Source organism: Halogeometricum sp. S1BR25-6 (genome assembly GCF_031624495.1).
GTDB lineage: Archaea > Halobacteriota > Halobacteria > Halobacteriales > Haloferacaceae > Halogeometricum > Halogeometricum salsisoli.
The window spans coordinates 82,920-106,245 of sequence record NZ_JAMQOP010000002.1 but is presented as its reverse complement, the minus strand read 5'-3'; the positions used below and the strand labels follow the sequence as shown (position 1 = coordinate 106,245).

At 66.8% G+C, this 23,326-nt stretch carries 21 protein-coding genes and 1 tRNA gene; 7 read left to right on the top strand and 15 right to left on the bottom strand.

Going from position 1 to position 23,326, the window contains the following annotated elements; translation table 11 throughout:
- Positions 1–28 precede the first annotated feature (28 nt).
- On the top strand, positions 29–460 hold the full coding sequence (locus NDI76_RS10405; protein WP_310924012.1) for a disulfide bond formation protein B: 432 nt from the start codon (positions 29–31) through the stop codon (positions 458–460).
- Positions 461–467: 7 nt separating this feature from the next.
- Here the strand turns inward: NDI76_RS10405 and NDI76_RS10400 are convergent, their stop codons facing one another.
- The 6 genes from NDI76_RS10400 to NDI76_RS10375 all read right to left on the bottom strand — a co-directional run bounded on the left by NDI76_RS10400 (position 468) and on the right by NDI76_RS10375 (position 10,360).
- Positions 468–1,919 carry a DASH family cryptochrome gene (locus NDI76_RS10400; RefSeq protein WP_310924011.1) on the bottom strand — a complete coding sequence of 484 codons (1,452 nt, stop codon included), beginning with the start codon at positions 1,917–1,919 and terminating at the stop codon, positions 468–470.
- Between the two features lie 74 nt (positions 1,920–1,993).
- A complete protein-coding gene (locus NDI76_RS10395; RefSeq protein WP_310924010.1) occupies positions 1,994–2,602 on the bottom strand; it encodes a DUF7344 domain-containing protein in 609 nt (202 codons plus the stop codon).
- A gap of 85 nt (positions 2,603–2,687) precedes the next feature.
- On the bottom strand, positions 2,688–4,691 hold the full coding sequence (locus NDI76_RS10390) for a SpoVR family protein (RefSeq protein ID WP_310924009.1): 2,004 nt from the start codon (positions 4,689–4,691) through the stop codon (positions 2,688–2,690).
- Positions 4,688–6,016: a YeaH/YhbH family protein gene (locus NDI76_RS10385; RefSeq protein ID WP_310924008.1), complete on the bottom strand. Its 1,329-nt coding sequence runs from the start codon at positions 6,014–6,016 to the stop codon at positions 4,688–4,690. The genes NDI76_RS10390 and NDI76_RS10385 overlap by 4 nt, the downstream gene beginning before the upstream one ends.
- Positions 6,007–8,286, bottom strand: coding sequence for a PrkA family serine protein kinase (locus NDI76_RS10380; protein ID WP_310924007.1), 2,280 nt, complete (start codon positions 8,284–8,286; stop codon positions 6,007–6,009). Before NDI76_RS10380 ends, NDI76_RS10385 begins: the two co-directional genes overlap by 10 nt.
- A gap of 1 nt (position 8,287) precedes the next feature.
- Positions 8,288–10,360 carry a PrkA family serine protein kinase gene (locus NDI76_RS10375; RefSeq protein WP_310924006.1) on the bottom strand — a complete coding sequence of 691 codons (2,073 nt, stop codon included), beginning with the start codon at positions 10,358–10,360 and terminating at the stop codon, positions 8,288–8,290.
- Between the two features lie 501 nt (positions 10,361–10,861).
- On the opposite strand from NDI76_RS10375, the gene NDI76_RS10370 reads away from it, so the two are divergent.
- Positions 10,862–11,326 carry a DUF5820 family protein gene (locus tag NDI76_RS10370; protein ID WP_310924005.1) on the top strand — a complete coding sequence of 155 codons (465 nt, stop codon included), beginning with the start codon at positions 10,862–10,864 and terminating at the stop codon, positions 11,324–11,326.
- Positions 11,327–11,359: 33 nt separating this feature from the next.
- A complete protein-coding gene (locus NDI76_RS10365; RefSeq protein ID WP_310924004.1) occupies positions 11,360–11,809 on the top strand; it encodes a UPF0179 family protein in 450 nt (149 codons plus the stop codon).
- A gap of 23 nt (positions 11,810–11,832) precedes the next feature.
- On the opposite strand, the gene NDI76_RS10360 is transcribed toward NDI76_RS10365, so the two are convergent.
- Together NDI76_RS10360 and NDI76_RS10355 are read right to left on the bottom strand one after the other, a co-directional pair.
- Positions 11,833–12,648 (bottom strand): M14 family metallopeptidase, encoded by an 816-nt coding sequence (locus NDI76_RS10360; protein ID WP_310924003.1) that lies wholly within the window; start codon positions 12,646–12,648, stop codon positions 11,833–11,835.
- 53 nt (positions 12,649–12,701) lie between these two features.
- The gene (locus NDI76_RS10355) at positions 12,702–13,187 is read right to left on the bottom strand and encodes a DUF309 domain-containing protein (RefSeq protein WP_310924002.1); all 486 of its coding nucleotides are present in this window, start codon (positions 13,185–13,187) and stop codon (positions 12,702–12,704) included.
- Between the two features lie 102 nt (positions 13,188–13,289).
- Here NDI76_RS10355 and NDI76_RS10350 point away from each other — a divergent pair, with 102 nt between their 5' ends.
- Both NDI76_RS10350 and NDI76_RS10345 read left to right on the top strand, forming a co-directional pair.
- On the top strand, positions 13,290–13,532 hold the full coding sequence (locus NDI76_RS10350) for a hypothetical protein (protein ID WP_310924001.1): 243 nt from the start codon (positions 13,290–13,292) through the stop codon (positions 13,530–13,532).
- 72 nt (positions 13,533–13,604) lie between these two features.
- A tRNA-Leu gene (locus NDI76_RS10345) sits at positions 13,605–13,688 on the top strand.
- 327 nt (positions 13,689–14,015) lie between these two features.
- Here the strand turns inward: NDI76_RS10345 and NDI76_RS10340 are convergent.
- The 3 genes from NDI76_RS10340 to NDI76_RS10330 all read right to left on the bottom strand — a co-directional run bounded on the left by NDI76_RS10340 (position 14,016) and on the right by NDI76_RS10330 (position 15,752).
- Positions 14,016–14,297: a hypothetical protein gene (locus NDI76_RS10340; protein WP_310924000.1), complete on the bottom strand. Its 282-nt coding sequence runs from the start codon at positions 14,295–14,297 to the stop codon at positions 14,016–14,018.
- Positions 14,298–14,349: 52 nt separating this feature from the next.
- Positions 14,350–14,988: an RNA ligase partner protein gene (locus tag NDI76_RS10335; RefSeq protein ID WP_310923999.1), complete on the bottom strand. Its 639-nt coding sequence runs from the start codon at positions 14,986–14,988 to the stop codon at positions 14,350–14,352.
- Between the two features lie 497 nt (positions 14,989–15,485).
- Complete coding sequence (locus NDI76_RS10330) at positions 15,486–15,752, bottom strand: DUF8101 family protein (RefSeq protein WP_310923998.1); 267 nt, start codon at positions 15,750–15,752, stop codon at positions 15,486–15,488.
- A 168-nt stretch (positions 15,753–15,920) separates the two neighbouring features.
- Here NDI76_RS10330 and NDI76_RS10325 point away from each other — a divergent pair, with 168 nt between their 5' ends.
- On the top strand, positions 15,921–16,370 hold the full coding sequence (locus NDI76_RS10325; protein ID WP_310923997.1) for an Lrp/AsnC family transcriptional regulator: 450 nt from the start codon (positions 15,921–15,923) through the stop codon (positions 16,368–16,370).
- Positions 16,371–16,455: 85 nt separating this feature from the next.
- Positions 16,456–17,595 carry a DUF63 family protein gene (locus NDI76_RS10320; protein WP_310923996.1) on the top strand — a complete coding sequence of 380 codons (1,140 nt, stop codon included), beginning with the start codon at positions 16,456–16,458 and terminating at the stop codon, positions 17,593–17,595.
- A gap of 25 nt (positions 17,596–17,620) precedes the next feature.
- Here the strand turns inward: NDI76_RS10320 and NDI76_RS10315 are convergent, their stop codons facing one another.
- The 4 genes from NDI76_RS10315 to NDI76_RS10300 all read right to left on the bottom strand — a co-directional run bounded on the left by NDI76_RS10315 (position 17,621) and on the right by NDI76_RS10300 (position 23,199).
- Positions 17,621–17,830 (bottom strand): DUF7835 family putative zinc beta-ribbon protein, encoded by a 210-nt coding sequence (locus tag NDI76_RS10315; RefSeq protein WP_310923995.1) that lies wholly within the window; start codon positions 17,828–17,830, stop codon positions 17,621–17,623.
- A gap of 402 nt (positions 17,831–18,232) precedes the next feature.
- Positions 18,233–19,945: a YcaO-like family protein gene (locus NDI76_RS10310; protein WP_310923994.1), complete on the bottom strand. Its 1,713-nt coding sequence runs from the start codon at positions 19,943–19,945 to the stop codon at positions 18,233–18,235.
- Between the two features lie 93 nt (positions 19,946–20,038).
- Complete coding sequence (gene tbsP / locus NDI76_RS10305) at positions 20,039–20,863, bottom strand: transcriptional regulator TbsP (protein WP_310923993.1); 825 nt, start codon at positions 20,861–20,863, stop codon at positions 20,039–20,041.
- 263 nt (positions 20,864–21,126) lie between these two features.
- Positions 21,127–23,199: a hypothetical protein gene (locus NDI76_RS10300; RefSeq protein ID WP_310923992.1), complete on the bottom strand. Its 2,073-nt coding sequence runs from the start codon at positions 23,197–23,199 to the stop codon at positions 21,127–21,129.
- Between the last annotated feature and the right edge of the window lie 127 nt (positions 23,200–23,326).

The window sequence follows — 23,326 nt, the reverse complement described above, 5'->3', positions numbered from 1 at the left end:
TGAAGCCGCCCGCTCTCGGGGTCCGAGTATGGCGCCTCCGACACGCGGCGTCCTCGCCCTCTCGACGCTCGTCGCCGCCGTCGCCACCGCGGGAAGCCTGTTTTTCAGTCTCGGCCTCGGCCTCGTCCCGTGCGAACTCTGCTGGTACCAGCGCATCCTGATGTATCCGCTCGTCGTCGTCCTCGGCGTCGCCGCCGCCGAGGAGCGAACCGACGTCTATCGGACGGCGCTTCCGCTGTCGACGCTCGGCATCCTCGTCTCCTCGTACCACGTCTACATCCAACTGTTCCCGGTGTCGACGGGGTGCACGCTCGGCGGCGGCTGTTCGTCCATCCAGTACCCGATGCTGGGCGGTCTGCTGACCATCCCGCGACTCGCGCTCGTCGCGTTCGTCCTCATCACCGTCCTCGTGGGCGCTCTCGCCCGCCGAGGAGACGACGCGGGCGCGTGGAGCCGTTGACGGCGCGCTACCCGTCCGGTCGAACGACCGGTTCGGGGTAGTTGACGCCGAGTCGGACGCCGTACGACTCCTGTTCGGCCTCGCTCATCGTCCACGGTTCGTGCGCGCGTTCGGGCGGGAGCGAGTCGAGTTCCGGCAGCCACGTCTTCGCATACTCGGCGTCGGGGTCGTACGTCCGCGCCTGTCCGAGCACGTCGAACGACCGGTCGCGCGAGTCGTTCCCGACGCCCGCGACGTACGCCCAGTTGCCGTAGTTCGAACAGGGGTCGTAGTCGACGAGGTGCGTCTCGAAGAACGCCGCCCCGCGCCGCCAGTCCACGCCGAGGTCGTTCGCGAGAAAGGACGCGACGTTCTGCCGCCCCCGATTCGACACGTACCCCGTCTCCACCAGTTCGCGCACGCTGGCGTCGACGAAGGGGACGCCCATCTCCCCCGCCTTCCAGCGTCGCAACCGCTCGCCGTCGCCGCGCCACTCCAAATCGGTCCGCGCGCGAATCCCCTCGCGCCGGAAGAACTGCCCGCCGTGCTTTCTAACCTGAAACTGGAAGAAGTCGCGCCACAGGAGTTCGAAGAGAAGCCAGTACGTCGACTCGTTGGCGACGCGTTCGTCCTCGTAGCGGCGGACCTCGCGTTCGACCGTGCGCGGGGAGAGACAGCCCTCGTTCAACCACGGCGAGAGCTTCGAGGAGTAGTCGGCGCCGACCATCCCGTTGCGCGTCTCCTTGTACTCGCGGAGGTGGTCCCCCCGCCAGAGGTAGCGCTCCAGTCGGTCGCGGCCGGCCTCTTCCCCGCCGGGGAACGGATGAACCGTCCGGTCGTCGGGCGTCGGGTCCGCGAGTTCCCCGTCCACGTCGGCGGGCGACGGAACCTCCCCGGCGGGGACGCGACCGCTCTCGACCGACGCCGGAAGCGGCGGCAGGTCCGGGACGGCGACCGGCTCGCGGACGGACGCCTCCGCCTCGACGGTCTTCCGGAACGGCGTGTACGTGTCGTCGACGGCGGTGAACGGCGTCGGGAGGTCGGCGACGTGATAGAGCGTGTGCGTCCAGAAGCGGTGGACCGCGAGACCCCGATCGCGCAGGGCCGCGGTCGCGCGATTCCCGACGGCTACCTCCTCCGGCGCGGGGAGCGTCTGCGCGAACACGCGGTCGGCGTCGACCGCCGCGGCGAGGTCCGGAAGCACCGTCTCCGGGCGACCGCATCGCACGACGAGGCCGGACTCGCGCGCCGAGAGCGACGCGCGCAGGTCCGCGACGGACTCCCGACGGAAACGGGCGCGGTGGCTCCCCGTCTTGCGGAACCGAAAGGAGCGCTCGCCGCCGTACGCCCGGAGACCGTACTCGCGGGGGTCGAAACAGTACACCGGAATCAGGCGGTCAGCGTCGGCCGCGGCCGCCAGCGTCGCGTTGTCGCGAACCCGGAGGTCGCGCCGAAACCAGACGAGGGCCGTCTCGGTCATGCCTTCGAGTAGGTCGGCGGTCGCTTGAAACGCTCGCCGACGGCCCCGCCTTCGTCCGTTTCAGTTTAGCCCGTTTAGTCCTCGTCGGCCGCCGCCGGCATCTCGAACTCGGGGTCGTCGTCCGTCCCGAGTCGGTGGAACACCGAACTCCGCTGGTCCACCAGTTGGTACGCCGCGGAGACGACCAACATGAGGAAGAACGCGCCGCCCAGGAGCGCCGGCCCGGCCGACGTGAGCGTCGGCACGCCGATGCCGGACCCGAGTATCGAGAGCAGTCCGAGGAGGCCGAGGCCGAGGTAGTACTCCGCCCAGGAGATACCGTACTTCGGGACGACTTCCATGTACACCGTCACCTCGTCGGCCGCGTCTGCCAGCGCGACGGTTTTCGCGTCGCTGTCGTACGTCACGATACCCAACTCGTCCAGTTTCGGCAGGTGCGTCTGATGGAGCGACACGTAGACGCTCTGTCTGACGTTGCGCGGCGGGGGCGACTCCCCCGCCTCGACGGCGCCGATGAACTCGGCGAGGTCCGCGACGCTCTCCGCCCCGTCGCTCGACTGCAGTCGCTCGATAACGTGACGTCGCCTGTCGTTGCGCAGTACGTCGTGGATATCCGACTGGTCGAGGCTGTCTTCGTCTCCGCGCCGGGTTGTTCCCACCGTCCCGGCCCCTCCCGTGTGCATACACCCCCTCTTTCGGCCGGAGGAACATCAACCTATCTGTATTTTATAATTTCTTGTATACGATACTTTTTGGAATAAGAGGGTGTTATGAGAGCCACTCCTCGGGCTTCGTGTCGTAGTCGACGTCGGTGGCTTGGATGCGCTCTTCGATGTCGCTCTCCAGGTCGAACGTCTCGAACTCCTCGCCGTCGTAGCGGATTCGTTTCCCGACTTCGACGGGCGTCGGTTCGCGGTTGCGGCGGCGAGCCACCTCCACGTCGTGGTCGTCGTACTCCTTGACGATGGTCGCGATGTTCACCGGGCGTCCCCAGAGGTCGTAGATACGTTCGAGAACGCCCCGCGCCTGATTCACGTCGAGCATGATGCCGTTGTACTGGTGGGCCAACAGCAGTTCGCCGCGGTTCTCGAAGTTGCCGTCGAAGACGACGATGGTCGGCTTACCGAAGTTCGTGAACTGCAAGAGCAGTTTCTTCTTCACGTCCTCGTAATCCACGGAGGCAACGCGGTACTCGCCGGTCGACTGCGTGAACTCGTAGGTGAAGTAGTGGTTGTCAGTGACGAACTCCTGGGTGAGGAACGCGTCGAGGAACGTCACGTCGTTGTGGCTCTCGCGTATCTCGCGCATGCGGTCCCACCCGACCGAGTAGTCCACGTCGGCGACGGCCTCCGCGACGGTGTCGTACACCTCGTCGTCGAACATGTACCGCGAGAGGCGTTCGAGTTCCGACCGGCGCACCCGCCGGAGGAACCCGCGGTTCTGCGGCTTCACGAGCGAGAAGTGTCGCTCCGCGAGGCCCTCGTAGGTGAGTACCTTCCACGGGTAGGCGTCGACGTCGACGTCCTCGCCCGACAGCGCCCGGTCCAGCGTCTCCCAGTCGACGCGCGGGTCGTCCTCGTCCAGTTCGGCGAGGAGGTCCAAGGTGTCCGAGCGGACGCCGTCGATGGCCGGGTCCGGAGCGAGCAGTTCCTGTACCTCCTCGAAGTCGATGGCGTCGTGGAAGTTGCGCCAGGAGACGCCCTTCACGCGCAGGAGTTTGTCGGCCACCTCCCGCCGGTTCGTCGTGTTCTCGATGTACTCCCACAGCTCTTTGCCGAGTTTGTACGGGTTGAGGCCGGGAGAGCCGAGAACGCGCGCCTGGTGGTCGGCGTAGGTGAGGAACTCGTCGGTGCCGGCGAAGCGCTCCTCGCCCATCATGAGCGACTCCCAGTAGGCGGCCCAACCCTCGTTCATCACCTTCGTCATCTTCTGGGCGGCGAAGTAGTACGACTCGGTTCGGAGCACGTCGAGGACGTCCTTCTGCCACTCCTCCATCTCGACGGCCTTGCCCTCCTCCTCGTCGTAGTAGGTGCCGTGCTCGCGCAGGTACGCCAAGACGTCCCGTCGCGGCGCGTCGAGTCTGGCCGCTTCGGCCTCCGCCTCCGCGAGTTCGTCCAACCACTCCTCTTTGAACACCTGTCGGCGCACGTCCTCGGAGATGTCCATGTCGTCCAACCGCGTGCGCAGGTCCTCGGGTTGGACCCGTTCGCGCCCGCCGGCCGCGTCCGTGATGGTGCGGTGTTGGTCGATGTTGTCCTCGAGACAGAGGACGGCGTCGATGAACCGCTCGACGTCCTCTCTGTCTATCTCCGGGTCGTCCATGTAGCCCTGGATGGTCTCGGCGTGCCGTTCGAGCATCGCCGCCGCGTCCAAATCCGACTCGCCGGAGAACATCCCGAACCACTCGTTGTTGGCGAAGAAGTCGGCGTGCGCCTCGACGTGCGTGATGACCGCCTTCTGGTCGGCCAGGGAGTTCGACTCTTGGAGGAACGCGTGCGAGGGGTTGTCGTTGTTGACGATTTCGAACGCCTTGCCCATGCCGAACTGGTCCTGCTTCTGCTGGCGGTCGTACGACATCCCCCACCGCCAGTGCGGGTACCGACGCTGGAACCCGCCGTAGGCGATGAGTTGGTTCATGTCCTCGTAGTCGACCACCCAGTAGTTCACCGGGTACGGGTCGAGGCCGAGTTTGCGGGCGAGGTTACCCGCCTCGCGGACGGGTTCCTCCAGTTGCTCGGCCGCCTTCTGTGCGATGTGTCTGAATCGTCTCATGGTTGTGCTCGCGGTTTCTCCGCCTCGGTACTGAGGATGGAGTAGATGGCGTCTATCACGTCCTCTGGCGAGGAGACGTGCGCGACGACGACGTTCTCCTGGTCCTCCAAGGCCTTCTCCACCTCTTCGGCGTGCGTGGCGTTGATGGCGGTGCCCCCCGGTTGGGTCTCCACGTAGGCGTGGAGGTTCGCGTCTATCTCTCTCATCAGGGGGACGACGTTCTCCGTCGTGTCGTTCGAGGAGTTCTCCGAGTCGCCCGCGGCGAACACGTAGCGGTTCCACTCCGCCCACGGGTACTGCTCGTCGAGAATCTCCTTGGCGAGGGCGTACGCCGACGAGATGCGGGTGCCGCCGCCCGACCGGATGCCGAAGAACTCCTCGCGGTCGACCTGCCAGGCCTCGGCGTCGTGGGCGATGTAGACGAACTCGGCGTTGTCGTACTTGCCCGTGAGGTACCAATCCAGCGGCGTGAACGTCCGCTCGACCAGTTCGCGCTTCTTCTCGCGCATCGACCCCGAGACGTCGCGGATGTTCACCACGACGACGTTCTTCTCTTTCTCCTCGATTATCTCGGGGTGGCGGTAGCGCTCGTCGTCGCGACGGAACGGGATGTTGCGCAGGCCATCTCGGCGGATACGCTGGAGCGTCGTCGACCGCTCGACGTTCTCCTCCATCTCCTCGAAGGAGGCCCACGTCCCCCGTTCGTCGTCAGGAATTCTCGTCCACTCGTCTTCGATCCACGGCAGCGACACGAGAATGTTCCGCTCGCGGCACCACTGGTAGACGGACTGGGCGTCCTCGCCGTCGACTTTCATCGCCTCGCGGACGAAGTCGTCGTCGAAGTCCATCGCGAGTTTCCGCTTCAACCCCTCTTTGAACAGGTGTTCGAAATCGAGGGTGCTGTGCGGCCCCGTTCGAGTGATGTCCGTGAAGTCGCCCTCCTTCTCCTCTACGACCTGCTTTCCCTTCGGTTCGAGGTCGAGACCGAGTTCCTCGTCGAGTTCCTGGGCGAACTCCTCGGGGTCCATCTGGTAGTACTCGTGCTCGCCGCCCTCCTCGCCGGGGTCGCCCTCCTCGTCGCCGTCGCCGGGTTGCGGTTGGCCGACGGGTTGGCCCACGTCGGGCGTGCCGCCCTTGCCCTGTCCGACGCCGCCCTGGTCGAGGCGGTCGTACTCGAACTTCGGGAGGTCGACGACCTTGATGGGTATCTTGATGCTGTTGGGGCCGGACCCGCCGAGGTCGCCGTAGCTGATGAACTCCTCTAAGTCCTCGCGGCGGTCCTCGCCGACCTCGCGGAACCGCTCGATGTCCTCTCTCAGTCCCATCGGTGGCGCACCTCGTTCATGACCGCCCGCGAGGTGAGTTCCGCGGACGCGGGCGTGTAGCCGTTCTCTACCATCTCCGCTATCGTTCGTTCTTTCACGCGTGCTGTCTCCGTGTTGGTCGGCGGGTCGTCCCACTGGGCGGGGTCGAAATCCTCGAACAGGCGGCGGACGTCGTCCCACTCGTGGGTTTCCAGCACCGTCCGGATGACGGGTATCTCCGAGAGGTCCACGTCGGCGACGGTGAACCCCTCGTCTCTGTTCTCCCACGCGAATCGGTTCAGCGCGGTGATGACCTTCTCGCGGCGGAAGCGCTCGACCGTCTCGGAGGGGTCGTTGCCGGCGTAGTCGCTCTCGGCGAACCGCCCGAGGTGTTCGACCTCGAACAGCTTCATCAACAGCGCGTCGGGTTCGACCGGACCGCGGTCGGTCTCTATCTGGTCGTCCGCATCCCACGCGTACACGTGCTCGACGTACTCCTCGACGGTCTCCTGTTCGACGTGCTTGTCGGCGAGGATGGCCGCGAGCACGTCCTCCTCCTGCTGGTCGAACACACGGTCTTTCACGACGGCGACGCGGCCCTCGTACTCGGTTCGCTCGGCCCGCGAGAACACCGGCGCCTCGTGGAGACCCTCGGCCATCGCCTCCAGCAGGTCGTCGGGCATGATGACCGTCCCGACGTCCAACTCGGGGTGGTGTCTGTCGCGGTCCTCGTGCAGGAGGTCCGCGATGACGTCGCGGGTGAACGTCACGGGAATCCCGTGGGTGCCCTCGTCCTCGGCGTCGAAGTCGAACTCGTCGATGTCCTCGCGGGTGTCGCCGTCCTGCAGGTGACCCCGGTCGAACAGTATCGCCTTGTCGACGAGGCTGTAGCCGTCCGGCACGTCATCGCCGTCGAGTCGGGAGACGACCGAGTACAGCGCCGCCGCCTCGACGGCGTGCGGCGCGAGTTCGCGGCGCGTTATCTCGCCGGGACCGCTGCGCACGTCCACGAACAGCCCCTCGCGGATGCGCGTTTCGAGGTCGCTTCGGTCCTCGACGTCCCACACGTCCGTCTCGTTGGTCAGTTCGCGGCGGATGAGTTCGGTCTCCAAGGAGACGTTCGTCAGGTACCGGAACTCGTGTTTGTCGAGGCGGCGCTTCAGCGCCTTCAGCGGGTCGCGCCCGTTGCGGTCGGAGTACTTGTCGAGTTCCACGTCCAAGTCGGGGTTCGAGATGATGAGCAGTTGCGTGTCGATGTCCATCCCGATGCCCTTGTCCAGTTTCACGTGGCTCTCGTCCGGCACGTTCAGGAGCTTCTGCAGCAGGTCCGCGTGCTGCGTCGCGTCCTCGACGATGGTGAGCAGGCCGTTACCCTGCGAGAGGACGCCGTCGTAGCTGAACGCCTGCGGGTTCTTCCGCCCCCGCGAGTCCAGTTCGCGGAGCATGCTCGGCATCCACGACCCGACGAGTCGCTCCTTGGGCGTCCCCTCGTCCTCGGAGTGGAGGACGCCGATGCCGCGCCCCACGTCGACGACGTAGTTCTTCACGCGGAGGTGCTTCGGGTCGCTGACGGCGCTGAACAGCTCTCGCTTGCCGTCGCGGCGGTACTTCTCCTCCAAGTAGTCGTACGCCTCCCGGCAGAACGGGTCGAGTTCCTCGTCCAACGAGGCCGGGATGTGGTCGGTCGCGGCGTCGTTCAGGTCGTCCAAGAGGTCCCGTCGCACCTCCGCCGGGAACACCGACAGCGGGTGCGACTGCACCGGACTCTCGTACCAGTCGTCCTCCTCCTCGGGGCCGTCCATCTCGCCGCCGTAGGAGAGCCCCCTGCTGTCGGCGGCGGTGCTGACGTTCCACTCGACGGTGTAGCGCCGCCCCGCCTCGGTCTTCGAGTACTCCCGCAGGCCGTTGATGAGACAGCGTTTCAACTCGGATTTGCCCGTCGCCGTCGGCCCGTCGAACCAGATTATCTTCTCGCTCTTGCCGCGTTCGGCGGCGATGGTCCGCAGGTCGTCGACGAAGCGGTTCAGCACCTCGGTGTTGCCGAGGACGGCGTGCTCGCCGTCGTTGGCCGGGTCGTCGAAGAAGCGGTAGCGCTCCTTCTCCTCGCCCTCCTCTATCACGGTACGGGTGCCGGCGGCCTCGATGGCCGAGAGGAGGTACTTCGAGGCGTGCGAGGCGATGGCCGGAGACTCGAACGCGGCGTCGACGTACTCCGCGAGGCTCATCGGCTCCTCGTAGGTGCCCCGGAGGCGCTCGTCCGCCCGACGGATGTAGTCTCTCGTTGGCGTCATGCTATCCTTCCAACTCGGTCTTTGCCACCTCCGCGCCGGCGAACTCTAACACCTCTCTCGCCCCGTCGCGCGAGTAGCCCTGTTCGACGAGGGCGTCGACCCACGCGTTCCGCTCGTCGTCGTCCAGTTCGTTGGCGCTGACGAGCGCGGAGAAGTTGATGTTGTGCTTCTTGTCCTCCCAGAGTTTGCGTTCGAGGGCGCGGCGGAGTCTGTCGTTGTCCTGCGGGTCGAACGCCTGCCCCTCGCGGGCGCGGCGGGAGACCCAGTTGGACACTTCCTGTCGGAAGTCGTCCTTGCGGTCCTCGGGGATGTCGAGTTTCTCCTCGACGGAGCGCAGGAACTTCTCGTCGGGTTCCTGCTCGCGGCCGGTAAGTTCGTCCTGCACGGTGGCGTCGTCGATGTACGCCATCACGTGGTCCATGTACTTCTCGCCCTGCCGCTGAATCTCGTCTAAGTCGTAGGCGAGGGCGTGGCGGACGTCCTCGATGGCGCGCTCTTTGTACTCCTCGCGGACCATCTCCAGATAGCGGTGGTAGCGTTCGAGGTTGTCCTCGGGGATGGAGCCGTGGTTCTCCAAGTTCTCCCCGAAGTGGGTGAACACCGACAGCGGCGAGAGGTAGCCGCGGCCGCGGTGCGTCGAGTCCATGATGGCCTCGGCTATCTCGTCGCCGATGAAGCGAGCGGAGACGCCCTCCATCCCCTCGCCGATGTCCGTCTTCGACTCGGCCTCCTCGCGGAGTTTCTTCACGTCGACGTCGTCGCCGTCGTCTATCTCGCCGTTGTACGCCTTCGCCTTCTGGACTAAGGTGATGTTCCCGCCGTCGGGTTCGACGATGCGGGTGAGCACGCCGAACAACCCGGCCATCTCCAAGGTGTGCGGTTCGATGTGCATGTCGGGCACGTCGGCGTTCCGGAGCATCTTCCGGTAGATGTCGGACTCCTCGGAGTACTCCAGGACGTACGGGAAGTCGATGCGTTTGGTCCGGTCGTTGAACGCCTCCATCTTCTCGTCGCCCTTCTTCTCGCGGTACTCCGGCATGTTCGTCCGGCCGACGATGACCTGGTCGATGTCGATGCGCGGGTTGTTCTTCGGTTTGATCGTCTGCTCTTGGCTCGCGTGCAGGAAGTCGTACAGGAACTCCCGCTGGAGTTTCAGCAGTTCCTCCCCGGAGAACAGCCCGCGGTTGGCGTTGCAGAACGCCCCCGAGTAGTCGAACGCTCGGGGGTCGGACTCGCCGTAGACGGCCAGTTTCGAGTAGTTGACGTCGCCCGTCAGTTCCGTTTCGTCCTGGTTCTTCTTGTCCTTCGGCTCGAACGTCTCGACGCACTGACGCTTGTTCTCGCTCGCGACCAGCCGGATGATTTCGACGTGGTTCTCGACGACCTCCTGTAGGTCGTCGTCGTAGTACGCCAGCAGTTCGTCCATGTAGAACTCCGAGGCGGGGTCGAGCGCCTGGTCGTTCCGGATGGTGTACGGCGCGTCCAGCGCCTCGTTCAGTCGCTCGATGACCATGTCCCGTTGCTCCTGCGGGAGGAGCACGATGGGGTCTTGGTTCATCGGCGAGGTGACCACGTCGTCGGCGGGGTCCTGGTCGCGGATGACGTCGGTGAGGTTGGTCCACCGGAACGTGTACATCCGGCCCTCATCGCGCATCGTGTAGTCCTCGAAGTAGCGCCGGACCATCCAGTCGAAGTGGGACTTCCCGGAGCCCACCGGTCCGAGGAGGAGTTTGATGCGCTTCTCGGGGCCGAGTCCGCGGGCGCCCGATTTGACCTTGTTGACGAACTCGTGGATAGACTCGTGGACCTCCCGGCCGTAGAAGGTGTTCTCCCCGTCGTGGATGGGGTCCTGCGAGGCCATCTCGTACTCGACTATCCCGGCGTCCTCGTCGTACTCGGTGCCGTAGTAGTCGAACATGTCTGCGACGCGCTGGTGCGCGTTGCGGGCAATTCTGGGTTCTTCGTAGACCTCGTCTAAGTACCACCCGAAGCTCTTCGCCTCGCGGAGGTCCGCGGGAACGGAGTCTTTGTAGTGCTTGCTCAGCCCTTCGAGGGTTTCGATATCGCCATTCATTGTTGGTGTCGGGTGTTGATATGAGCGACCACGCGCCTCCCGTGCCTCGGGGGAGGCCGACGGCCGGACCGCGCCCGTTCGGACGAGGTCCGTGCTCCGTGGTCGGTCGTATCGAACCGCCCGGTACGCGCGCGGGTCACGACCAACGGCGGCATAATCGGCGGCGAGCGACGAGTCGTCGAGTGTTCGGCGGACGGTGCGCGGAGGGACGGTCGCTCGGTCCGGTCGACCGAGGCTGTCTGTGTGTGAGAGACACACGCATATAAGTCTTCCTCGGATGTCTGACACCGTTATCGAACGACGGGACGGGGAAACGTCCCTTCTAGCGATACCGGACAGTACGAGGCCATAGACAGTACTTCCGTAGTGAAATAAGGTAACAGCTATCATATGTACGATTCGTGCGAGGTGAGCGCTTTCTCTCCGAGCGCGACCGTCTCACGGAGGCACGCGGCGGGCGAACCGAAGGTGATTCACCGCTCGCGGCGATACGCTCGGGGTATGAGCGACGACGCGGCCGACGACCCGGAGGCGTCGGCGACGGATTCGGTATCGGAGTCGAAAGCGGAGGCGGAGGCGGCGCCCGAAGGGTGGACGGTGTGGAACGACGAACCCGGCGGCCGGCGCATCCTCGCCTACCGGCCGGACGTGTTCAACGAGGGCAACTTCCACGCGGCGTACCTGCCGACTGTGTTCGTCTGGAACGGCTCCCGGGCGAACCGACCGGGCGCCTCACAGATCCGGACCGAGACGTGGCACGCCGTGCTCCGACTCGAACCGGACGTGGAGGGACCCGTCGAGGAGTTCGACGCGCGCGAGGCGGCCATCGAGAGCGGGAACGAACTCGCGCGGCGGTTCGCCGACGGCGAGGTAGAGTATCGAGAACTGTACCAGGTGCCGCCGGAGGCGTACCTGGACAAACTGGACGAACTCACCGGTCGGGCGGGCGACGAGACGGACGAGTAACGTTATCCGACCGGACCGATTACGATTCGCACCATGACCACCGTCACCCTCATCGGCGACCGACTCGCCGAACCCGGCACGCAGTTCGTCTACCGCGGTCCCTCCTCCGGATGCGAGGGCTGTCCCTACCGGAAGCAGTGTCTCAACCTCGAATCGGGCGTCCGCTACGAGGTGACCGACGTCCGCGAGAACGCGCAGTTGCTCGACTGCGCCGTCCACGACACCGGCGTTCGAGCGGTGGAGGTCGAACCCGCGCCCGTCGTCGCCAACGTGCCCGCCAAGGGCGCCTACGCGGGGAGCAAATCGAGCCTCGCGGGACCCTGCCCGCACACCGAGTGCCCGAGCCACGAGTACTGCGTCCCCGAGGGCGCGGAGTTCGACCGCGAGTACCGCATCAACGAGGTGCGGGGAGACCCGCCGCACGAGTTCTGCTATCTCGACCGCGACCTGACGCTGGTGGAGTTCGCGCCCGAGGGCGAGTAGAACGGAGGCGCGTCGGCGGGCGGTCAGTCGAGCGTACCGACCCGGTCGGCGGCGTAGCCGAACACGTCCTCGTAACCGTACGCCGAGAGCAACACCGGGTAGAACGGTCTGTCGGCGGTGAACGTCCGGTCGTCCGCGGCGGCGAAGCGGTCGCCCTCCTCGACGAGTTCGAAGTTGTTCACGAACACCTCGTACGTCTCGGCCAGTTCCTTGGGGATGCGTTCGAGCATCCGGTACACCGTCACTCGGTCGTCCTCGCGCGTGCCCAAGGTGATCGGCGACTCCTCGTCCTCGATGGGCGCGGAGACGACGCCCGTGGCGGCGAGGAACGACCGGATGACCCAGTAGGCGTTCTCCTCGGCGTCCGCGGAGCCCTGTAGCCCGCACTCGACTTCGACGGTGTGGGCGTGGTCGATGAGGCGGCCGCCGGCGAACTCGCCCGTCTCGACGAGTTCGTCGATGGGGAGGTGGGGACAGATAGAACGCGAGACGGCGCCGACGTCGCCGACGAGGGCGAACGGCTTGGCGTACGACTGCGTGGAGTGAAGGGCGAGCGTCGTACAGCCGCGGACTTCGCGGACTAAATCGGCGGCGAGGCGACTCTCGTGGGTGTCGGCGTTCGAGTCGCCCGGGAACGCGCGGTTGAGGTCCTCGTCGAGGTATCGAACGCCGGCGTCGAGGGCCTCCTCGTTGGCGACGATGAGTTTCACGGGGCGCTGGACCTCCGGTTCGCCGGCGACGAACCGCTCGACGGCGCGCGCACCGCAGGGCTCGTCGCCGTGTATCGAACCGATGACGGCGACTTCGGGGGTACCGTCCCCGAGTTCGTAGATTCGCATGACCAAGTTCACGGGGGCGAGAAAGAAAACCGGTTCGAATCGTCCCCCGACGGTCAGTGTTCGAGTCGCTCGACGTACTCGTAGTCGGCGGGGTAGGCCGTCGTCCGTTCGCCGTCGAGCGCTATCTGCCAGCCGTGCAGCACCGTCGGGTCGTCGAGCGCCGCCCGGAGCGTCTCGCGGACGTCGTCGACGTCGACGCCGTAGAAGTCCGAGGGCGTTCCGTTCAGGTAGTTCAGTGCCGTCGCGAACAGCGAGCGCATACCGCCGTCGTCCTCGAAGTCGAAGTGCTTGTACGCGCCCGCGGCGACCTGTACCATCCCGTGGAGGAACGCGCTCTCCGTCGACCCCCGGCCGTAGTTGTACCACTCGTCCTCGAAGCAGTCGTGGGATTCGTGGTAGTCGGCGGCGTTGAACAGGCGCACGCCGTGTTCGGTGGCGCGGCGGAGCGTCGCGTGCTCCCACTCGCGGCGGTCGGTCCGCCACCCGGACGGGTCGCCGAGCGGCGGCGCGACGCTCGGGTCGCGGGTGTGGTCGTCCATACGAACCATCTCACGGCGAAGCAACCTAACGGCATCGCCGACGCGGGGAGAAAAATCCGAGACCGGCCTAGCTATATGCCCGCCGCCGCCGTCTGTATTCGCATGAGCAACGGACTCAGCGAACTGCCGGGAGCGCTCGCCGCCTACGCGACGGGCGTCGCCGCGGCGGCCGGACGCGGCGCGTTCTACGCCGCCGTCTTCCTCGTCGTCTTCCTCGGGATGGGGCTGTCACCGCTCGGAATGGGGGTCGTTCTCGTCCTCCTCTGCGTCATCCTCCCGGCCATCGGCGTCGCCATCGTTCTCGAAGTACCGCCGCGGCTGAAGGCGCGGTTCGGTTCGTCGTAGCGGACGGCGGATTCGGGCGGCCGCGGCGCAGTTCGGAACGTTTTAGCGGCGCGGTGTCCGAAGAGGTAACGCGCGAGGGTGGCCGAGTCTGGAAAAGGCGGCGGACTCAAGATCCGCTCTCGTAGGAGTCCGTGGGTTCAAATCCCTCCCCTCGCACCTTTCATCCCCGAGCGACAGCGAGAGGTGAAAGTCGGACGGAGAAGTTGAACGTCGAGACGAGCGTCAGCGAGTCTCGGAAGTTCAAATTCCTCCCCTCCCCTCGCATCGCTTCTGCGAACGTCAGTGAGCAGAGCGATAGCTACGTATGGATTTGAATCGGGGAGCAAATCTCCGATTTGCGAGTGAGGTACCAATCCCTCCCCTCGCAGGTTCCGCGCTCACTCCGGCCCCGAACCCCGGAGCATTGGCTCCGGCCGACGAGAAAAACGAAGAACGCGGGGCAGTCGCTGTCGGCGTCGCGGCCCGCGAGAAGAAAGACCCGCTTCAGTCGTCGGCGTCCGGGCCGCCGTCGGTGAGCATTCGGCCGTTCTCGGTGAGTACGTCGTCGGCGACGACGCGCGCGCGGTCGACGGACGGGCGGGACTCCTCGGTGAACTCGCCGCCGAGCGTCTCGACGACGGTCATCACGTCGTCGAGTTCGCCCTGTTCGACCACGTCGGCGAACACGTCGTTGTAAGCGTGCGCTTCCCAGTGTTTGATCTGGTAGTCGTCGGTTTGCGAGGCGACCGCGTACTGAAGCTGTTTTGCGGCGTCTGCGGGGCGCATATTCCACACGATGAGCCGTGAATACTAAAGTGTACTCCGACTCGGAATTGAGTTAATTCGGCGGCTCGTCGCGCCCCGTCCCCGAGAGGTACGCGTCGAGGAGGGGGAGGAAGTCCCGCCCGCGGAGGTACCGGAGGCCGAAGTCCTCCGCCCAGTCGACGATGCCGGTGTCCTCGGTGACGACGCCGGCGTCGAGTTCCCGCGCGAGGATGAGGAGGTCGAAGTCCTCCCCGGAGTCGAGAACGCCCCGTCGGAGTTCCGTCCGGTACTCGGTTCGCAGGTCCGAGACGACCCGTTCGGGGTCCTCACCCTCCTCGCCCGCGCGCCTGACCGCCTCCTCGGAGACGCGCAGGCCGCGGTCCACCCGGTCGGACATCTCGTGAACGAACTCGTGGACGACGGCCGCGGGGACCATCACCTCGTAGCGCGCGGGGTGTTTCTTGATGACCCACGTGTTCAACTGCGTCTCTATCTCCCCGTCGATACCCCGGTCGTGGAGGATGCCGACGAGTTCGGCGTGCACCGACGGCGCCATGTAACAGGAGACGTCCAGTCGGAGTTTCGCCCGCGCGATGGCGTCGAGCAGTCGGTACAGGGCGGCCTCCAGCGTCTCGCCCTCGGTCCGTATCTCCTCGGAGAGGAACAGGGAGGTGTCGAGGACGAAGCGCTGCTTGGGCGAGTGTTCGGCCATTGGGCCGCCCTACGGCGGCATCCTATATGAGGAATCGCACGGACGCGACCTATTCGGGTCCCGGTCGCCGCGAGAGTATCATGAAAATTTCAGATAGATTTATCTCCTCCGGGGACATCTACTGTATTTGCTGGTGCGCGAGGGCGTACCGGGCGACCGAACCGAACCTTCGGAAGGAGGGGAGGAACGGCGTCGACGCAAACACCGAGCTGTCCGTCACAGGAACGTGAGGTCAACGCGTCGAAGGAAGACCGCGACGACCCGTCGCCGTCCCGAACGGACGGGGCGAAGTCCAAGTACCGGACCACGCGAAAGCGGAGTTCGGGAAGTCGGAAGACCCCCTAAGAAGGGTGCCCCGAAAGAGACGTGTGGGTCGAGGAAAACGCATCCCGCCCGGGCCTTAATCGCGCCTCAGTTTCCGATGTTTTCACCGCAGAGCCACGCGATTCCGTCTTTGAGTCCCCGTTTTTGTGTTCGTTTCCGCTTCGGCCCGTAGTCTACCCGCCGTCGACGACCCGCCGCATCGCCTCGAAGTACGCCGCCGCGACCAGCGGTTCCGACTCCCGCGTCGCCGCGACCCGCCGACAGCCGTGCAGTAGCACCGCTCGGAGTTCCTCGTCTGCGATGTCGTGGTGGGCGAGCGTCTCGACGGAATCGACGACGCCCTCGATGGCCCGTTCGTCGCGCCGGCGGGCCGCGTCCGACCCGCGGTCCAGGAGGTCCGAGAGGTTCTCGCGCACGTCGTCGGGAAGTTCGTCCGACACGTCTTCCCCCCAGTGGCGGGACGGATAAAACGTGTCGGAAACGCCGCCGGCGCGGGCGACGGGACCGGCACGATCCCGAGGGCGGCGCTCGAAATCGACGGACGCGACGGCTGAGCGGACTGACGACCCATCCGCAAGCGAAAAGAGGCCCGTTTCCCACCCTTCTGCATGGAACTCGACGAAACGGACCGCGCCATCCTCCGAATCCTGCAGGCGGACGCCCGGACGCCATTCAGCGAGATAGCGCGGCGCATCGACATGTCGAGCGCGACGGTCCACGACCGGGTCGGCCGGTTGGAGGACGCGGGGGTCATCGAGGGCTACCACGCGAAGGTGGACCCGCGGAAGGTCGGCTACGGCACGTCGGCGCTCGTCGGACTGCGCGTCGAGCAGGGCCGCGAGGAGAACGCCCTCGAACGCCTGCGGGAGATAGACGGCGTCACGGAGGTCCACCTCACGACGGGCGAGTGGGACGTGATGCTGCGCGTGTACGCCGAGGACACGGACGCGCTCCGCGACCTCATGTTCGACGAAGTCGCCGAGATGGAGGGATTCGCCCGGTCGCAGACGATGGTCATCCTCGGGACGGACTTCGACGACCCGTCGCTGCCGGTGTAACGTCGCGTCGCGTCGGGAGAACCGACTCCGCCCCCGCGTGCGAGAGACCGGAATCCTCAACACGCCTCACGCCGGGGATTCGGGTATGGCTACGGTTGCAGAGCGCGTCGGCGTGGACCCCGAACGACTGTGGGGCGGCGCAGCGCTCGTCGCCCTCGTCGTCCTCGTCGGCGGCTCTATCGCCTTCCCCGAACTCGTCTACGACCGATTCCTCTGGCACTACTTCTGGGGGCCGGTGCAGGCCGACGCCAACTCGGCGGTCTGCGCCGTCCGCTCCGGCGGCGTCACCGAGTACCTGAACAGCGCCAGCGCCTGCGCCGCGGCGGCCGAACCCGTCGCCTACCCGGGCTACACGCTCGTCTCCGAGGTGGGGTACATGCTGACGCTGCTGTTCGCCCTGACGGGCGTCGTCTTCCTCATGCGCCGTCTCGACATCGGCCGGCGGCGGAGTTTCTTCTACGCCCTCCTGCCGTTCATGTTCTTCGGGGGCGCCCTCCGCGTCGTCGAGGACGCGAACGACACGCCGGGGGCGACGGAGGCGCTCATCTCCTACCCGTGGAACGCGCTCGTCATCAGTCCAATCATCTACTTCACGGTGTTTCTCATCACCCTCGCCGCCGTCGTCGTCGCCGTCGCCCTCGAACGGACGGGGACGGTACCCAAGTACGAGCGACCGCTGTTCGGCATCGGCGTCGTCGTCCTCGCCGTCACCCTCGGCTACCTGCTCTGGCTGGCCGTCTCGGGCGCCGAGGGCGTGGAGTTCTACCCGCAGGTGCTCGTGGTGATGCTCGTCGGCGCGACGCTCGCCGCCGGGGCGACGTGGTGGCTCATCGAGCGGTTCGCGCCGGAGATAAACTCGGGCACCGAGACCATCGGCTTCGTCATCATCTGGGGGCACGCCGTCGACGGCGTGGCCAACGTCGTCGGCCTCGACTGGATGACGGCGCTCGGCGCGGGACCGAACCTCGTTCCCAAACACCCGGTCAACCAGTTCGTCGTCGACTTCACGGCGAGCACGCTTCCCGCCTCCGTCCTCGCCGTCACGGGCGACGCCTGGCCGTTCCTCCTCGTGAAACTCGTCGCCGCGACGTTCGTCGTCTGGGTGTTCGAGGAGGGCATCTTCGAGGAGAGCCCCCGCTACACGATGCTGCTCCTCGTCGCCGTCCTCGCCGTCGGCCTCGGACCGGGGACGCGCGACATGCTCCGCGCGACGTTCGGCGTCTGAAAGAGAGCGGGCCGCGGCGGCGGACTTACTCGACCTTCTCCGCCGTCGAACGGCCGCAGTCGGGGCACCGATACACCACGTGCGGTCGCCGGGAGAACTTCTCGTTCTCCCCGCGGACGTCGTCTCGAGTCGTCTCTTCTCGTATCGAAATCGACACTTCGTGCGCCTTCTCCTCGCCACAGTGGGTACACTCCGCGACGGGGGCCCGGAGCGCAGGCGTGCTATTCTCTTGCATATCTCCCCTCATTCATCCGAGAGTTCGTCGCCACAAAGTACTTTTCTCAGTCTCGGTACACTGTGTCGGGAATCGGACATTTAAGACGAATACTCCGGACGGCGCCACTGCCCGGAGCGACCAACGTCTCCGCATCGCCGCGTGAGTAATTTACATCAGAGGGCGTTCAAATTACACCACTCATCGTCACGCATTTTAGTCTCCGTCCCCCACGACCGAGTGGCGGGAAGCCTTCACCTGACCACACCCCACGACTTCCCGCTCGGCGGGAGCGACTCTCGGTCCGCCGCGTCCGCCGCGGGCGCGGCCGACCGTCCGTCTCCCGATACCGAAATTTTCCCCATTCCTACCCCCTATCAAACGTCCGACGACCGGTCGGACCGTACCCGCGCGGGTTGCCGCTCAGGGGAACGGGTGGTACGGCCGGTCCAACTCCGCCCGGAACCCCAGTTCCGCCGGCACCGCCTCCGCTCGCTCTCCGAAGAACGGGTCGCCTTGGAACAGCGGTTGCGCCTCGGGTATCAGCACGCGGACGGCCTCGAACCCGAGTCCGGCCACGTCCTCCGTGGTCGTCCGGACGGCGTAAGCGTCGAGTCCGGCGTCGCCGACGCGTTCGAGGACGGCCGCGAGTTCGCCTTCCCCGGTCGGCACCTCGTCGGGGGCGACGCTCTCGGCGGGCACCGCCGTTCCCGCGTCCACGAAGCGCCGGGCCGCCGCCGGGAAGTCGGCGTACTCGCCTATCGCCCCCTCCTCGGCGGCCGACTGCTCGGGCCCCATCGCCCTGAGTTCCATCCAGTTCTGGAGCGCCTCCGCGAGGGCCGACCGCGCGGCGTCCGCCGGGTCGAGCGACGCGTCGGACCCCGCCGCGAACCGCGGCCACTCGCCCTCCCGGTGCACCGCCGCGGCGACGACGGGCACGTCGACGTCCTGCGTGACCAACAGCGCCGTCGCCGTCAGGTCCTCCGCGCGGGCGCGCTTGGCGAGTCTACGGTATCCCTCGTCGTCGACGTCCAGCGCCAGCGGGTCGAACGAGGAGTACCACGACAGCATCGTCGCGTCGCGCTCCAGCACCTCGTAGAGCCCCGACAACAGCGCCTCGGCGCCGGAGTTACCCAGACCCAACCCCGTCGTGATGGGCGGTTTGTGCCGCGCGTCCGGCGGCGGGTGGTGGACGAACTCGGCGGGCACGGAGACGTCGTCGCCGGTGGCGAGGTGTTCGCCGTCGACCCAGGGAATCGGCTCCTCGGAGTCGGGCGCCCGGTAGCTCTCGGGACGGACGAACCGCGACGGTGAGACGGGTCGGGCGCGGGTTCGTTCGGGGGCGACGGTGAACTCCGAGGACCGATAGACGCCGGCGCAGTAGCGTTCGAGCGCCTCCCCCAGCGCCTTCATGAACGAGGCGTCCCAGTCGGCGTCGACGCCGGCGGCGAACTCGGCCGCCCGGGCGTCGCTGAATCCGCGCGTGTCCGTCGTCTGGGCGAGATAGTACGGGACGGGGAACGATTCGCGCTCGCCCACCTGCGCGACGAGGCCCGTCCGGTCGTCGAGGGCGCGTTCGGCCCGGGCGAGGGCGTCGTCGACGGAGACGTCCCGATACTCGCGTCCGACCTCCCGGTCCCGGTCGGTCGGGTCGGGGATGGGGAGGACGGGTCGCTCGGCGGCGACGCCGGTGCCGGCCACCTCCGCGACGGTCCCCGCGACGGACTCGTCACCGGTCAGGAGGGCGACGGCCCGGCGGCCCGCGAGGGCGCCCGCGAACCGGACCGCGCTCCGGTCGCCGGAGGGCGACCCCTCTGCCTCCGTCGTGGCGGCGACCCTCGTCCGCAGGTCGGCGTAGCGCGTCTCCCCGGAGAAGACGGAGACGGCGGCGTCGAGGGCGGGCACGGGAACGCCGCCGACGCCGCCGAGTTCGACGACGACGAGGTGGTCTGCGCTCCCGTCGACGGTCCGCGGCGCGTCGGCGCCGGCGGGGGCGACGACCACCGCGAGGGCGCTCTCGCCGTCGACGCCGTCGGGCGTCGTCTCCGTCGCGGCGGCGTCGCAGTCCGCGAGGGCCGCCCGGACCGCCTCGGCGGCCGGACCGCTCCCGACGAGTGCGATGTCGTGCGTTGTCACGGTGAGGAGAACGAGAGAACGGGGGAAAAATCGAGGGGATACGGGGCGGTGGCGCGCCGCGGGTCGGCGCGTGCGAACGGGCGGACGCCCGACCTACGTCAGGAGGCTCTGCGCGACGCCCGCGAGTTGGTCGGGGCCGGAGTTGACGAGTCGGTCGTCGCCGAGTTTGAGGCGGAGGCGCGGCCGACCGACGTCGATGGGAACCTTCTCGGTGTCGATGAGACCCATCTCTTCGAGTTTGGTCTTCGTTCGGGAGAACGTCGCCTTCGAGGCGATGCCGACGTCCTCGCCCCACTTCGAGATGTCGTAGAGCAGCACCTCGTTCTTCGCGGCGACGAGGAGGCTGATGGTCACCTCGTCGAGGCCGTCGCCGTCGCCGCGCGCCGTCTGCAGCGACGAGAGGACGGCGTCGAAGTCCGTCTTGGCGTTCGGACTGATCTCCTGTTCGAGGCTGGCGCGCACCCGCGTGATGGGCGGGGTTCGGAGTTTGTACTCCGGCGCCTCCTCCCACATGGTGGTGTAGGTGCCGCGGGCGGCCTCGACGAACTCCTCGTCGGTCGTCACCAGACCGGCGACGTGGTCGCCGGCGGTGACGAGGGAGACGACGGCTTCCTCGGTGATGAGGAGGGCGTTCTCCGCTCGGTCGCCGGAGGTCCGCATCGACAGCGACCCCCCCTCGACGAGGTCGGCCGCGTTGCTCGCGACGATGAAGTCGTCCATGACCTCCTTCAGTATCGCCTCGTCGGCGACCAACTTCGTCTCCGGAAGGTCGTCGTCGTATTCGGAGGCGACGGCGACCAGCGTGTCGATGACGTCCCGCGTCGGATCGACCACTAGTACCTCACCCGTGCCCGAGTCGAGAACCGTTCGAAGGATGTCCTCGACCCCCTCTGTGAGCATATTCGAGCTGATAGTCATGCTTTAGAATATGACTGCGAGAATATTTAATATTAACGCAAGCCGACTATCAGAATCACGAGGTAGCGACTTATATCAACCCGTATGCGAAGGAATTCCGGATATCGTCTCAGAATTAATACCAGATTGATTTCATTGAATAAACTCTCGGCTCGTCTGTATCAGTCGAAGTAGTGGACGGAATCAACTGCCCCCGTCCGCTTCGGAGGCGTCTCCGTCGGGCCGGCGACGGTCGGGGTCAGTGTCGCCCGCGCGGACCGAAATCAGGCCAGGGTCCGGTAGAGGTCCCCCGACCAGTGGATGTCGCCGTCGTAGATGACGGGGATGTCGGTTCGGTCGAGGAAGTCCAAGAGGTCCGACGCGGCGAGGTCCGTGCGATGTGAGGTGCCGAGCAGATGCGAGCGTTCGGTCTCGGGGAACGGCGGGGCGTAGATGTCCCCGGCGACGCGCGGGGAGTTCGTGTCGTACTTCAGGCGGTAGGTCCCGTCGTCGTTCTCGCCGACGGTCGCCACCGCGGGCGCGGGAATGCCCGGTTCCGTGAGCACGTGCGTCCCGTCGCCGACGACGCTGTAATCTTTTCCCATGATGATGCGGCGGCGGGCGAGCGCCAGCGCACGTTCGAGGCTGAAGCCGTTGATGAGCAGGCGGACGAACGTCGTGCCGACGCGGGCGGCGTGGCCGTCCAGCACCTTGTCGAACGTCACCGCGCCCGCGACGCTGCCTTTCTCGACGAGTTCGAGCCCCTCGTAGTAGGAGCCACAGGCGTTGAGGAAGAACGTCTCGACGTTCGACTCCTCGATGTTCTCGATAGCGAGGTTGCCGTCGACGCACCGGAGACCGGACTCGTCGCAGTGGCCGATGTAGTGAACCAAGTCGTGGGCGGACTCGAACACCTCGGTGAGTTCCGCCCGGGTGGTCCGCTCCTTCACCTCCACCTCGATATCCAACCCCGCCGGACCGGACTCGTATATCTCCGCCGCGTCGTTGTACTCGTCTATCATCCGCTTGTCGTTGAGGACGGCGACCACCGACAGCGACTGGGGGTCCTCGGGGTACCGCGAGCGGTGCTCGTACGCCTCCGGCACCGATTTGAACACGTCGATAGGGACTCCCTCGGCCAACCAACCGTGGACGCGCCCGGCCCCGAGGACGGGTTTTACCGGATTCACCTCGGGGACGTCGCCCGACTGAGCGCGTTGCCTCTCGGCGTCGTCGGGACCGCCGGCGCGGTAGAAATCATCTAGCGACCGCGAGAGGCGTTCGTCGGTTCCGAGCGGGTTCGCCTCGGGGAGGAACACGTTCGGGACGTTCGGCAGCAGGTACGGGAGCGTTCGGACGCGGTCGTACGTCGAGGAGACGTACATCGACAGGTGCCAGTCGGGCAGTCGGTTCGATATCTCCTCGAACGGCGCGTCGAGGTAGGCCTTCAGTCGGGTGCCGGCGTCCGCTCGGTACAGCGACTCGGCGTCGAGGTTCACCTCCGAGAGGAGGTCGGTCTCGGCGACGTCCCGGCCGTTCGGCCCCGCCCCGCGGACGAGACAGTCCAAGAGGAACGCTCGGCGGAGGATGCGCGCGACCTCCGACTGGTAGCCGGGGTTCGGGTCGAACTCGCGTTCGAGGTTGGCCGTTCGGAGCGTCGGCCACGCGTCCTCGTCGTCGGCGATTCGCACGTCGGCGCCGAGGTAGTGGACGAGCGAGGCCGCCGGGACGAGGTAGTCAAGGCTGGGCGGCAGTTCGAGGACGACCGAGGGTTCCGGCCGGCGGGCGTCGACGCTGTCCGGAATCGACTGTTCGTCGCCGTACTCGATGCGCGGCGGGGGCGCCCGCATCTCGGGGAGCGACCGGTCGGGCGTCGCGGTCAGGTGGCCGGCGGGCATCGCCGACAGCGCCGTCGCGACTCCCTCCGGCGACCGAGGAACGGTGACCGTCTCCGGTCGCTCGGAGCGGTCGCCGACGCCGACGGTGACGGCTCGTCGCTCCGAAAACGAGAGGACGGGCGCGCCGCCGGCGTCGGTCAGCGTCGCGGCGCCGTCGAAGCGGACGAAGACGACGGCCGCACCCTCGACGCGGAGGAGGTGGGGTGCGTCCGGAAGTTGCACGGTGCCCTCTGCGGGTGCCGTCGGCTCCTGCTCCGCCCCCGAGTCGACGCGCTGGAGTCGCAACAGCCCGGGCGGGAGTCTGAGTGCGGTCGCCTCGCCGCCCGCCGCGTCGACGGCGGCCCGCGGGAGGTCGTGCTGTGGGTCGCTCGCCGCCCACCCCTCGGCGGCGACGACCGCAGAAGCGGTGCCGGGACCCACCGCTTGGACCCCGGCGTCGGTCGCCTTCACCTTGACCATCAGGTACACTCGAAAGCGGGGTTTGATAGGTTTATGTCTATCGCCGAAATCCCCCGAGCGAGCGGCTAAGACGCCTCTCTGCCCACTTGAGTGTTGTGGCCAACGCGTCGGGGGCGTGCGCACGAGC

Bases quoted from the DNA above. Each gene is read 5' to 3' on its own strand.
- NDI76_RS10340 (WP_310924000.1), bottom strand. From the start codon at position 14,297: ATGCGCCCCGCAGACGCCGCAAAACAGCTTCAGTACGCGGTCGCCTCG.
- NDI76_RS10355 (WP_310924002.1), bottom strand. From the start codon at position 13,187: ATGGACGACCACACCCGCGACCCGAGCGTCGCGCCGCCGCTCGGCGAC.
- NDI76_RS10325 (WP_310923997.1), top strand. From the start codon at position 15,921: ATGGAACTCGACGAAACGGACCGCGCCATCCTCCGAATCCTGCAGGCG.
- NDI76_RS10380 (WP_310924007.1), bottom strand. From the start codon at position 8,286: ATGACGCCAACGAGAGACTACATCCGTCGGGCGGACGAGCGCCTCCGG.
- NDI76_RS10300 (WP_310923992.1), bottom strand. From the start codon at position 23,199: ATGGTCAAGGTGAAGGCGACCGACGCCGGGGTCCAAGCGGTGGGTCCC.
- NDI76_RS10390 (WP_310924009.1), bottom strand. From the start codon at position 4,691: ATGAGACGATTCAGACACATCGCACAGAAGGCGGCCGAGCAACTGGAG.
- tbsP (WP_310923993.1), bottom strand. From the start codon at position 20,863: ATGACTATCAGCTCGAATATGCTCACAGAGGGGGTCGAGGACATCCTT.
- NDI76_RS10385 (WP_310924008.1), bottom strand. From the start codon at position 6,016: ATGGGACTGAGAGAGGACATCGAGCGGTTCCGCGAGGTCGGCGAGGAC.
- NDI76_RS10365 (WP_310924004.1), top strand. From the start codon at position 11,360: ATGACCACCGTCACCCTCATCGGCGACCGACTCGCCGAACCCGGCACG.
- NDI76_RS10400 (WP_310924011.1), bottom strand. From the start codon at position 1,919: ATGACCGAGACGGCCCTCGTCTGGTTTCGGCGCGACCTCCGGGTTCGC.
- NDI76_RS10335 (WP_310923999.1), bottom strand. From the start codon at position 14,988: ATGGCCGAACACTCGCCCAAGCAGCGCTTCGTCCTCGACACCTCCCTG.
- NDI76_RS10375 (WP_310924006.1), bottom strand. From the start codon at position 10,360: ATGAATGGCGATATCGAAACCCTCGAAGGGCTGAGCAAGCACTACAAA.
- NDI76_RS10360 (WP_310924003.1), bottom strand. From the start codon at position 12,648: ATGCGAATCTACGAACTCGGGGACGGTACCCCCGAAGTCGCCGTCATC.
- NDI76_RS10405 (WP_310924012.1), top strand. From the start codon at position 29: ATGGCGCCTCCGACACGCGGCGTCCTCGCCCTCTCGACGCTCGTCGCC.
- NDI76_RS10370 (WP_310924005.1), top strand. From the start codon at position 10,862: ATGAGCGACGACGCGGCCGACGACCCGGAGGCGTCGGCGACGGATTCG.
- NDI76_RS10350 (WP_310924001.1), top strand. From the start codon at position 13,290: ATGAGCAACGGACTCAGCGAACTGCCGGGAGCGCTCGCCGCCTACGCG.
- NDI76_RS10315 (WP_310923995.1), bottom strand. From the start codon at position 17,830: ATGCAAGAGAATAGCACGCCTGCGCTCCGGGCCCCCGTCGCGGAGTGT.
- NDI76_RS10395 (WP_310924010.1), bottom strand. From the start codon at position 2,602: ATGCACACGGGAGGGGCCGGGACGGTGGGAACAACCCGGCGCGGAGAC.
- NDI76_RS10320 (WP_310923996.1), top strand. From the start codon at position 16,456: ATGGCTACGGTTGCAGAGCGCGTCGGCGTGGACCCCGAACGACTGTGG.